This window comes from Streptomyces sp. NPDC001093, assembly GCF_040298985.1.
In the GTDB taxonomy this organism is placed as follows: domain Bacteria; phylum Actinomycetota; class Actinomycetes; order Streptomycetales; family Streptomycetaceae; genus Streptomyces.
In genome coordinates this window covers 26,225-37,522 of sequence record NZ_JBEPBF010000101.1, presented here as the reverse complement: position 1 = coordinate 37,522, position 11,298 = coordinate 26,225, and the positions used below count along the sequence as shown (strand labels likewise).

General features: G+C 71.2%; 10 protein-coding genes. 8 read left to right on the top strand and 2 right to left on the bottom strand.

The window, feature by feature from the left end:
• The coding region (locus ABT288_RS35785; RefSeq protein WP_351617011.1) for a PucR family transcriptional regulator at window positions 1–905 on the bottom strand (905 nt) is incomplete at its 3' end.
• A 164-nt stretch (window positions 906–1,069) separates the two neighbouring features.
• On the opposite strand from ABT288_RS35785, the gene ABT288_RS35780 reads away from it, so the two are divergent.
• The 8 genes from ABT288_RS35780 to ABT288_RS35745 all read left to right on the top strand — a co-directional run bounded on the left by ABT288_RS35780 (window position 1,070) and on the right by ABT288_RS35745 (window position 9,831).
• Window positions 1,070–1,996 carry a proline dehydrogenase family protein gene (locus tag ABT288_RS35780; protein WP_351617008.1) on the top strand — a complete coding sequence of 309 codons (927 nt, stop codon included), beginning with the start codon at window positions 1,070–1,072 and terminating at the stop codon, window positions 1,994–1,996.
• Between the two features lie 39 nt (window positions 1,997–2,035).
• Window positions 2,036–3,667 carry an L-glutamate gamma-semialdehyde dehydrogenase gene (gene pruA, locus ABT288_RS35775; RefSeq protein WP_351617006.1) on the top strand — a complete coding sequence of 544 codons (1,632 nt, stop codon included), beginning with the start codon at window positions 2,036–2,038 and terminating at the stop codon, window positions 3,665–3,667.
• 113 nt (window positions 3,668–3,780) lie between these two features.
• Window positions 3,781–4,320, top strand: a complete 540-nt coding sequence (locus ABT288_RS35770; RefSeq protein WP_351617003.1) for a GNAT family N-acetyltransferase — start codon at window positions 3,781–3,783, stop codon at window positions 4,318–4,320.
• Between the two features lie 336 nt (window positions 4,321–4,656).
• Window positions 4,657–4,788: a hypothetical protein gene (locus ABT288_RS35765; protein ID WP_086701751.1), complete on the top strand. Its 132-nt coding sequence runs from the start codon at window positions 4,657–4,659 to the stop codon at window positions 4,786–4,788.
• An 89-nt stretch (window positions 4,789–4,877) separates the two neighbouring features.
• Window positions 4,878–5,921: a 3-isopropylmalate dehydrogenase gene (locus tag ABT288_RS35760; protein WP_351617000.1), complete on the top strand. Its 1,044-nt coding sequence runs from the start codon at window positions 4,878–4,880 to the stop codon at window positions 5,919–5,921.
• Between the two features lie 246 nt (window positions 5,922–6,167).
• Complete coding sequence (locus ABT288_RS35755; protein WP_351616997.1) at window positions 6,168–7,256, top strand: branched-chain amino acid aminotransferase; 1,089 nt, start codon at window positions 6,168–6,170, stop codon at window positions 7,254–7,256.
• 151 nt (window positions 7,257–7,407) lie between these two features.
• Window positions 7,408–8,478 carry a hypothetical protein gene (locus tag ABT288_RS35750; RefSeq protein WP_351616994.1) on the top strand — a complete coding sequence of 357 codons (1,071 nt, stop codon included), beginning with the start codon at window positions 7,408–7,410 and terminating at the stop codon, window positions 8,476–8,478.
• Between the two features lie 33 nt (window positions 8,479–8,511).
• Entirely contained in the window at window positions 8,512–9,831 is a 1,320-nt protein-coding gene (locus ABT288_RS35745) for a KamA family radical SAM protein (protein WP_351616991.1), read from the top strand.
• Here ABT288_RS35745 and ABT288_RS35740 read toward each other — a convergent pair.
• Window positions 9,770–11,272, bottom strand: coding sequence for a cytosine permease (locus tag ABT288_RS35740; RefSeq protein WP_351616988.1), 1,503 nt, complete (start codon window positions 11,270–11,272; stop codon window positions 9,770–9,772). The two genes, ABT288_RS35745 and ABT288_RS35740, sit on opposite strands and share 62 nt — an antisense overlap.
• Between the last annotated feature and the right edge of the window lie 26 nt (window positions 11,273–11,298).

The window sequence follows — 11,298 nt, the reverse complement described above, 5'->3', positions numbered from 1 at the left end:
CGCCCGGCTCCTCCGCCGGCCCCCGCGTCGCGCGCCGTCTCTCCCGCGGCCCCGCCTCCCCGCCCCGCGGCTCCCGGCGCCCCGGCCCCCCGGCCCGCACCCGTCGCACCACCACGACCCCCCTCGGCCTCCTTCAGCAACCGCGAAGCCGCCGCCAGTGCGGGGGTGGTCACCTCCGTGGTCCGCAGGCGCACCAGGAGCGCGAGGCTCTGCTCCGACGTGCCCCAGGGGAGGGTGCACAGGGCGACGGCATGGGGGACCGCGCGGGCGGCGGGGGCGTCGTCGGGGTCGGCCGAGGGCCAGGGGGCCACGCAGACGAGGGTGAGCGGGCCGTCGGCGCGGGGGCCGAGCGCGGTGCGCAGTTCCGCCACCGCCATGTCCTGCTGCCAGCCGTGCTCGGCGGTGAGCACCGCCCGCAGCTCCCGGCTCAGCCCGGCCCCGGCCTCCGCCTCGTCGGCCAGCAGCGCGCCGATCCGGCCCGCCACCTCCATCGCGGCGGTCAGCTGGGTGTCCGTCGGCCCGGGGTCGCCGTCCACCAGCCAGACGTAGCCGAGGACGACACCCCGATGGCGTACCGGGAGGCAGATACGGCCGCGATACACGCCCGCCTCCGGGCTCGGCGGGATCCGTACGGGGCCGGTCGCGCGGGTGATGCCGAAGCCCTCGAACCACGCCCGGACCGTGGCCGTGGAGCGCCGGGTCAGGATCGAGCGGGTGCGCACCGGGTCCAGCGCGGAGGGATCCAGCTCGCCCTCGCTGTCGTACGCCCCGAAGGCGATCAGCTCGAAGTCGCGGTTCTCCAGGGTCGCCGGGACCCCGAGCAGCTCCGAGATCTCGTCCACCAGCTCCTGGTAATCGCCCTTGAAGGCCTTGAAATCCGCCGCCACTCGGGCATTCTCCCTCATTTTCCGGCGGCCTTCATACACTTGTCTGAGATCCCGTGCACGGATGCGTGACAGCTGTCGATGGCCCACGATCGGAGAGATCCTTAGGTTTCACGGTGGTTCTCCGTGCCGTACCCGAATCGTTGGGTGATGGCCGATTTCGTGCTTGTCTGTGGAGGTGCCCCGTGCTGGGTCCCGTGATTCTCGCCGCGTCGCGCAGCGACCGGATGCGACGCCTGATCTCGGCGGCCCCGGTGACCAAGCAGGTCGTCGACCGCTTCATCCCCGGCGAGACCGTGGCCGACATCGTGCCGATCATCAAGGACCTGACGGCCAGGGGCCTGGAGCTGACGATGGACGTCGTCGGCGAGGACATCACCACCCCCGAGCAGGCCACCGCCGCCCGGGACGCCTATCTGCTGCTGATCGACCACCTCAAGGACCTGCAGCTCGGCGAGCGGGTCGAGATGTCGGTCAAGCTGTCCATGTTCGGCCAGGCGCTCCCCGGTGGTCACGAGCTCGCCCTCGCCAACGTCCGCCCGGTCGTCGAGGCCGCCGCCGCCATCGGTACGACCGTGACGCTGGACGCCGAGGACCACACCACCCTCGACTCGATGTTCGCCATCCACGAGGAGCTGCGGAAGGACTTCCCGCAGACCGGCTGTGTCATCCAGGCCTACCTCTTCCGCACCGAGGCCGACGCCCGCCGCCTCGCCGCCGCCGGCAGCCGCGTCCGCCTGGTCAAGGGCGCCTACAAGGAGCCCGCCGAGGTCGCCTACCAGCAGAAGCACGAGATCGACAAGGCGTACGTCCGTATTCTGCGGATCCTGATGGAGGGCGAGGGGTACCCGATGATCGGGTCGCACGACCCGCGCCTGATCGCCATCGCCCAGGAGCTGGCCCACAAGGCCGGCCGCAAGCTGGACGAGTACGAGTTCCAGATGCTGTACGGCATCCGCGGCGACGAGCACCTGCGCCTGGCCGCCGAGGGCCACCGCATGCGCGTCTACACCGCCTACGGCACCGACTGGTACGGCTACTTCATGCGCCGTCTGGCGGAGAAGCCCGCGAACCTGCGCTTCTTCCTCCGCTCGATGGTCAGCAAGGGCTGAGTCCGAACACCCGCTCACGTACAAGGAGTTACGGAACCCATGGACGCTGTGACCCAGGTCCCCACCCCGGTCAACGAGCCGGTGCACGGCTACGCCCCCGGCTCGCCCGAGCGCACCCGGCTGGAGGCCAAGCTCAAGGAGCTGGCCGAGAACCCGATCGACCTGCCGATGACCATCGGCGGCGAGAAGCGGATGGGCGGCGGCGAGCCGTTCCAGGTGGTCCAGCCGCACAACCACAAGGCCGTCATCGGCACCGGCCGCCACGCCACCCAGCAGGACGCGCGGGACGCCATCGACGCCGCCCTGGGCGCCGCCCCGGCCTGGCGCGCCATGTCCTTCGACGACCGCGCCGCGATCATCCTGCGCGCCGCCGAGCTGCTTGCCGGCCCCTGGCGCGAGACGATCGCCGCCTCCACCATGCTCGGCCAGTCGAAGACCGCGCAGCAGGCGGAGATCGACAGCCCCTGTGAGCTGGTCGACTTCTGGCGCTTCAACGTCCACTACGCCCGCCAGATCCTCGCCGAGCAGCCCCCGGCGAACTCCCCGGGCGTGTGGAACCGCCTGGACCACCGCCCGCTGGAGGGGTTCGTCTACGCGATCACGCCCTTCAACTTCAGCGCCATCGCGGGCAACCTGCCCACCGCGCCCGCGCTGATGGGCAACGTCGTCGTCTGGAAGCCGTCCCCGACGCAGACCCACGCCGCCGTCCTGCTGATGCAGCTGCTGGAGGAGGCCGGTCTCCCCAAGGGCGTCATCAACCTGGTCACGGGTGACGGCATCGAGGTCTCCAAGGTCGCCCTGGAACACCGCGACCTGGCCGGTATCCACTTCACCGGGTCGACCAAGACCTTCCAGTACCTGTGGAAGACGGTCGGCAACAACATCGAGAAGTACCGCTCCTACCCGCGTCTGGTCGGCGAGACCGGCGGCAAGGACTTCCTGGTCGCCCACCCGAGCGCGGACCGCGCGGTGCTGAAGACCGCCCTGACCCGCGGTGCCTTCGAGTACCAGGGCCAGAAGTGCTCCGCGACCTCCCGGGCGTACATCCCGGCGTCGATCTGGAACAGCGGCTTCAAGGAGGAGTTCGCGGCCGAGGTCGACTACCTGACCATGGGTGACGTCACCGACCTGTCGAACTTCATCGGCGCCGTGATCGACGACCGTGCCTTCGCCAAGAACAAGGCCGCGATCGACCGCGCCAAGGAGGACCCGGCCTGCACGATCGTCGCGGGCGGCAGCTACGACGACTCGGTCGGCTACTTCGTCCGCCCGACGGTCGTCGAGTGCTCCGACCCGGAGAACGAGGTCTTCCGCACCGAGTACTTCGGCCCGTTCCTCGCCGTGCACGTCTACGAGGACGAGAAGTACGACGAGATGCTGACCCAGATGGAGTCGGTGTCCGACTACGCGCTCACCGGTTCGGTCATCGCGGGCGACCGTGCCGCCGCGGCCTACACGATGGAGAAGCTCCGCTACGCGGCCGGCAACTTCTACATCAACGACAAGTCGACCGGCGCCGTCGTCGGCCAGCAGCCCTTCGGCGGCGGCCGTGCCTCCGGCACCAACGACAAGGCCGGCGCCCCGCAGAACCTGCTGCGCTGGACCCTGACCCGCGCCATCAAGGAGACCCTGGTCCCGCCGACCGACTACTCCTACCCGCACATGGGCTGATCCCCAGCCCCCGTGAACACGGGCCGGCAAGCCTGACCTCTGAGCAGGCCTGCCGGCCCGTTCCCATCCGTGGACGGTCCCTCGCTCAGCAGTCGGGGTGAGACGATGGCGCCATGGTCGTCCGACTGCGTCTGGCCCACACCGCCGACCTCGAACCCGCCGAACTCGACGCCGCCCGCACCCTGTTGGACGAGGCGTTCGACGGGAACTTCTCCGACGACGACTGGGATCACGGGCTCGGCGGGATGCATGTGCTCCTGCAGGACAGGGGCGGGCTCGCCGCGCACGGGTCCGTGGTGATGCGGCGCATCCGGCACGGGGGGCGCTGGCTGCGCACCGGGTATGTCGAGGCCGTCGCCGTACGGCCGGACGCGCGGCGCACCGGGCTGGGCGGGCGGGTGATGGCCGAGCTGGAGCGGGTGATCGACCGGGCCTACGACCTCGGCGCGCTCTCCGCGAGCCAGGAGGGGGCCCTGCTGTACGCGGCCCGGGGCTGGCAGCGGTGGGCCGGGCAGGTGCACGCCCTGTCGCCGGACGGGATCGTACGGCTGCCGGAGGAGGAGGGGGGCGTCCATGTGCGGCCCGCGCTCGCCGGGCCGCTGGACCCCGGCCGGGAGCTGGTCCTCGACTGGCGGGACGGGGACATCACCTGACGGTTCGCCGGCGTCCCGGTGGACGGGCGGGGCGTCCGGGTGTTGTACCGGCTGATCGTGCCGACCCCGCCCTCACCCGAACGCACGAAAGGCCAGCTCAGAGCGGTGTGACGGGGTCTGCCGTCTCAGATAGTAGGAAGTCCGAGTAATTGTGCAGACAGGAGCGGGCCGCTCCCTTAGTTTTGTAGGAGCCGAACGTCTCGCTCGATCAAGCGAATGGCGGTCGTGAGCCGGGCCCCGTGCAGGCAACCCCTGCGGCCCTCGGCTCCCCGCCCCCTCCGGCGTCTCGCAATCTCTCATTGCCGTGCTCCGTGTTTGCCGAAGGAGTCGATTCCCATGGCCGAGACGACCGTCCGCCGCCGCGTCCGCCACGTGACCCGCACGAGCGAGTCCGACCGCAAGAACGCCGCCGCCGCCCTCCAGCGCGCCCTGGACCGCCGCGACAACGGCGGCGCGACCGGCCACTGAGTCCTCGCACGACGCCGTTCGGGCCGTTCCCGCCGTCCAAATGACGGACGGGCCATGTCATCACCTGGGACGAGGAGTAGGGTGCCCGCATGTCTCGCAGCATCGATCTCGCAGTGATCCCCGGGGACGGCATCGGACAGGAAGTCGTGTCCGAGGGTCTCAAGGTCCTCTCCGCCGTCCTGCCCGAGGACGTGAAGCTGGAGACCAAGGAGTACGACTTCGGCGCCCGGCGCTACCACGCCACCGGTGAGACCCTCACCGACGCCGACCTCGACGCGCTGAAGCAGCACGACGCCATCCTGCTCGGCGCCATCGGCGACCCGTCGGTGCCGTCCGGCGTCCTGGAGCGCGGCTTCCTCCTCAAGCTCCGCTTCGCCTTCGACCACCACGTCAACCTGCGCCCGTCGAAGCTCCTGCCCGGTGTCGCCACCCCGCTCGCCGGCCAGCCGGAGATCGACTTCGTCGTGGTCCGCGAGGGCACCGAGGGCCCGTACACCGGCAACGGCGGCACCATCCGCAAGGGCACCGAGCACGAGGTCGCCACCGAGGTCTCCGTCAACACCGCCTTCGGTGTCGAGCGCGTGGTCCGCGACGCCTTCGCCCGCGCCCAGGCCCGCCCGCGCAAGAAGCTCACGCTCGTCCACAAGAACAACGTGCTGGCCTTCGCGGGTCACCTGTGGACGAACGTCTTCAACAAGGTGGCCAAGGAGTTCCCCGAGGTCACCACCGACTACATCCACGTCGACGCCGCGACCATCTACCTGGTCACCGACCCGGGCCGCTTCGACGTGATCGTCACCGACAACCTCTTCGGCGACATCATCACCGACCTCGCCGCGGCCGTCTCCGGCGGCATCGGCGTGGCCGCGAGCGGGAACATCAACCCCTCCCGCGAGTTCCCCTCGATGTTCGAGCCGGTCCACGGTTCCGCGCCCGACATCGCCGGCCAGGGCAAGGCCGACCCCACCGCCACGGTCCTGTCCGTCGCCCTGCTGCTGCGCCACCTCGGCTACGGCGCCGAGGCCGACCGCATCGACGCGGCGGTCGCCGCGGACCTGACCGAGCGCGCCGCCCTGGGTGCCCGCAGCACCTCGCAGATCGGCGACGCGCTCGCCGCCCGAGTAGCCGGCTGACCCGGCGCTCACTCACGAGAGGCCGCCGGGTCGGACGACCGCCCGGCGGCTTTCCCATGTCCCCGCCGGGTGCCACCATCGACCCCGGGCCGCTTTCACCCCCATTCCTTCCGCCGCGGGGCCCGCGCGATAATCGGACGCGGAGCCGCGGCATGAGGGAAAGCTCGGACGTCCTCGCACTGGCAGGTCGCAGTGACGGGGCGTGAGCGCGGCCCGTCACAACAACCGGTGAAGGACACATCACTCATGACGACGCCCACGATCGAGCTCAAGCCCTCCGCCAGCCCCCTCGCCGCCGCAGAGCGCGAGGCGATCCTGGCCAACCCCGGGTTCGGCCGCCACTTCACCGACCACATGGTGACGATCAAGTGGACGGAGGGCCGCGGCTGGCACGACGCCCAGCTCGTCCCGTACGGGCCGATCTCCCTCGACCCCTCCACCCATGTCCTGCACTACGGCCAGGAGATCTTCGAGGGACTGAAGGCCTACCGCCAGCCCGACGGCTCGATCGCGCTGTTCCGCCCCGAGGCGAACGCCCGCCGTTTCCGTAACTCCGCCCGCCGCATGGCCATGGCCGAGCTGCCCGAGGAGCTGTTCATCGCCGCGCTGGACGCGCTGCTCACCCAGGACGCCGACTGGGTTCCGCCGCACGGTGGCGAACAGTCCCTGTACCTGCGCCCCTTCATGTTCGCCACGGAGGCCGCGCTCGGCGTGCACCCGGCGAACGAGTACCTGTTCATGCTCATCGCCTCGCCCTCCGGCGCGTACTTCGCCGGTGGCGTCAAGCCGGTCACCATCTGGGTCTCCGAGGACCACGTCCGCGCCGTCCCCGGCGGCACCGGCGACGCCAAGACCGGCGGCAACTACGCCGCCTCCCTGCTTCCGCAGGCCGAGGCCGCCGCGCACGGCTGCGACCAGGTCGTCTACCTCGACGCGGTCACCCGCACCAAGGTCGAGGAGAGCGGCAGCATGAACGTCGCCTTCGTCTACGGCGACCGGATCGTCACCCCCGAGCTGACCGGATCGATCCTCGAGGGCATCACCCGCGACTCCCTCCTGCAGGTCGCCCGCGACCTCGGCTACACCGCCGAGGAAGGCGTGGTCACCCTGGAGCAGTGGCGCGCGGACGCGGCCTCCGGTGCCCTCACCGAGGTCTTCGCCTGCGGCACCGCCGCCGTCGTCACGCCCATCGGCCACGTCAAGACCAGGACGGACGCCTGGACCCACGGCGACGGCACCCCCGGCGAGGTCACCCTCCGCCTGCGCGAGGCCCTGCTCGGCATCCAGCGCGGCGTGACGGAGGACAAGCACAGCTGGATGCACAAGATCGGCTGACGTCCGCTTCACCGGCTGCCCGACGGGAGTGAAGGGTGCGCGCGTTCGAGGCGTACCCCCGCTCCCGCCCGGGTATCCACCCCTTCCGCGGGGGCGCGCGCCCCCGCGGACACGCATCCGGGGTGACACCCGACACGGGGGAGGGGCGCACGTGAACGCATGGTCGCCGGTGCCACGACTGCGCTGGTTACTGCGCGCGTTACGCACCCCGCGCCGTCCGCAGAGCGTCACCGCGCTGGCGGCCCTGGCCGGCTGCGCCGCCCTGCTGCTGTGGACCGCTCACGGCATGGACGCCTACCAGCAGAACCTCGCCCTCAACCTCGGCACCGACCTCGTCGGCGTGGTCGTCACCGTGTTCGTGATCGGGCCGCTGATCTCCCGTGCCCAGGAAGGCCGGGTGCGTGAGCACACCCGGCTGGACTACGAGTGGTTCGCCTCCCAGGTGCACGGCGCCACGGCCTGCGTGAAGGTGCTGGACACCTTCTCCAACCTGTTCGGGCCGCAGTTCTCCGAGCGTCTCTTCCGGGGGATCAAAGCGGCCACCGCGCACGGGGCGCGGGTGCAGATCCTGCTGCTGGACCCCGACTCGCTCGCCGTCATCCTGCGCGGCCGTGAACTGGGCGAGCAGAGCGCCGACATCCGCCGCGACATCATGCGCAACCTGCGCACCCTGGACCACTTCGCGCGCCGCCTGGACGACACCTCCCGCGCCCTGCTCGAGGTCCGCCTGTGCCAGACGTCCCCCGGTGTGACGCTCTACCGCTGGGACGAGCGCTGTCTGGTCTCCTTCCTGACGGTGGGCCGGCTCTCCGGCGAGGGCGTCCAGCTGGAGGTCGCCGTCCGCTCCCCGCTCGGCACCTTCGTGGAGCAGCGCTTCGACGAGCTGTGGGGGCAGAGCAAGCCGATGGAGCAGTTCAACCGGCTGCCGCTCACGCTGGTCGACGCCTCCGACGGCCGCCGGGAGTTCCGCTGCCCGTTCGTGTCCGTCGAGGACCGCCTGTACGTGGCCGGGCCCGACCTGGTGTCGTACCTGGCCCGGCACCGCCTCGACCAACTCTCCGCCCACAGCGCCGCCTTGGCCGTACCGGGCGGGCACGAGCTGATCGTGGTCGACGACGAAAGTCCGCTGCACGCGCTACTCATCCAGCATTTCGCGGAGAAGTACGATGCGTCAGCGGCCGCCTTCGTAGAGCTGCGACCGCCGGTCCTGGTCACGGAATAGCGGACCCGGCACAGAATAGAGGCCCTGGCACAGATGAGTTCAGCGCTCCACCCCGCTTGGGACGCGAGACCCCGGTATCGCGCCTTCACCCCCCGTGACCTGGACGGACTGCTGGACCGGGTGTCCCTGCCGCCCGCCGAGCGGCTCGCGCTGCGGGCCGTGTCGGCGGTCCTGCCCTTCCGCACGAACTCCTACGTCGTGGACGAACTGATCGACTGGTCGGCCGTCCCCGACGACCCCGTCTTCCGGCTGACCTTCCCGCAGAGCGGCATGCTGCCCGCGCACGAGCTGCGCCGGATGGCGGACCTGCTCGCGCAGGACGCGCCCGACGCCGAGGTCCGGCGCGCCGCGCACGAGATCCGGATGCGGCTCAACCCGCACCCCTCCGGCCAGCTCGACGCCAACGTCCCCGTGCACGAGGGCCGCCGCCTGACGGGGCTACAGCACAAGTACGACGAGACGGTGCTGGTCTTCCCGCGGCAGGGCCAGACCTGCCACGCCTACTGCACCTACTGCTTCCGCTGGCCGCAGTTCGTCGGCGAGTCCGAGCTGCGCATCGCCACCGACGACATCGCCGCCACCAGCGCGTATCTGCGTGCCCACCCCGAGGTGAGCAGCACGCTCATCACCGGCGGCGACCCGCTGGTGATGAGCACCGAGGTGCTGCGCCGCTATGTGGAGCCGCTGCTTGGGATCGACACCGTCCGCTCGGTCCGGATCGGCACCAAGGCGCTCGCCTTCTGGCCGTACCGCTTCCTGGCCGACCGGGACGCCGACGACCTGTTGCGGCTCTTCGAGAAGGTCGTCGCCAGTGGCCGCCACCTGGCGCTCATGGCCCACTTCACGCACCCGCGGGAACTGCGCCCGCCGGTGGTGCGGGAGGCGATGCGCCGGGTGCGGGACACCGGCGCCGTGATCCGCTGCCAGGGGCCGCTGGTCGCCGGGATCAACGACAGCGCCGAGGCGTGGGCGGAGCTGTGGGAGGAGACGACCGCGCTGGGGGCGGTGCCGTACTACCAGTTCGTGGAGCGGGACACCGGCCCGCAGGGCTACTTCGGGGTGCCGCTGGCCCGCGGTCACGCGATCTTCCGTGACGCCTACGCCCGGGTCTCCGGGCTCGCCCGCACGGTGCGCGGACCGGTGATGTCGGCGATGCCGGGCAAGGTCTGCGTGGACGGCGTCGCCGAGGTGGCGGGCGAGAAGGTCTTCGTGCTCCACCTCATCCAGGCCCGTGACCCGGAGCTGGTGGACCGGCCGTTCTTCGCCGCGTACGACGAGGGCGCGACCTGGTTCACCGACCTGAAGCCGGCGTTCGGCGCGGACCGTTTCCTGCCGGGCCTGGAGGCGGGGTGACCGCCTGGCGCCCGCTCTCCGCGCCGACCGGTTCCTGTGCGGCCTCGACGCGGGCCGATGCCTGCTGCCGGGGCGCCAGGATCAGGTAGATCAGGCCGCCGACCGCGCCCGACAGCAGGAAGCTGCAGTCCACGCCGCCGGTCAGGCGCAGCAGCGGGCCCTGGTACGACGGCAGGGACACCGCCAGCAGACCGACGCCGGCGCCCAGGGCCCAGGAGACGGTCGCCCGGATGTTCCAGCCGGCCCGGTACCAGTAGATTCCGCCCCGCGAACGGCGGTTGAAGACCTGCAGGGCGTCGGCGTCGTACACACCCCGGCAGCGGGCGAAGCCGATGAGGGTGATCACGGCCCACGGGGTGCCGATGGCGGTGAGGAGCAGGACGAAGGACGTCATCGCGGACTGGGCGTTCCAGGCGTAGTGGCCGACGAACACGCAGGCCGTGGCGACGATCGCGACCGTGTAGGTGGCGCGGGCGCGGGAGGCCCGGGGCAGGATGGCGTCCAGGTCCAGGCCCATGGAGTACAGCATGAGACCGGCGTTGCCGACCGAGCCGGCCGAGGCGGACAGCAGCAGCGGGATCAGGTACCAGGTGGGCGAGGCCGCGACCAGCGGACCGGCGTAGTCGAGCGCCGCGTGGGCGCCGTACGCCGTGAACGTGCCGAACAGCTGCGGCACCAGCAGGCCCAGGGTCAGGCCCAGCCAAGTGGCCCTCAGGACGCGGCGGCCCGAGTGCCGGACGGGGGAGATGTAGCGGGTGTAGTCGCCGAGCAGGGTGATGAAGGCGATGGGACCGGACAGGCCGGCGGCCACGGCCGACAGGAACCAGGTCGGCCAGAAGGAGCCGAGCAGATAGCCGCCCGCCTGGGGCATGGCCGCGGTGGTGAAGTGCGGGGCGTAGGCGAGGACGCCGAGCAGCAGCAGGACGGTCATGGCGATGGACAGGACCTTGGACATGTTCAGCAGCACCCGGTAGCCGTACACCGCGCCCGCGACCGTGGCGCCGGCCAGCAGCGCGTAGACGACGGCGTACGACGCCCCGTCCGCGGGCAGGCCGAACATCCGGCCGAGCACGCCGATCATCACGTCGCCGCCGATCCACACGGTCAGAGCGGTGTACCCGAGGGCGAGCAGCAGGCCGACGACCGAGCCGACCAGCCGGCCCCGGACCCCGAACTGGGCGCCGGAGGAGGTGGAGAGGTTGGTCGCGGTGCGCAGGGAGATCAGGGCCAGCGGTGCCGTCACCGCCGTACCGACGATCGTGCCCGCCACGATCGAGCTGACCGACGCCCACCAGCCGAGCCCGAAGGACGGCGGCAGCCAGCCGAAGATGATCACCCCGAGGCAGAGGTTGGAGCCGAGCAGGATCGAGACGAGGTCGCGCGGACCGCTGGTCCGCTCCTCGTCCGGGATGGTGTCGACTCCGCGCTGTTCTATCGGCATGGCTGGTCTCCTTCGACTCCCGCCGT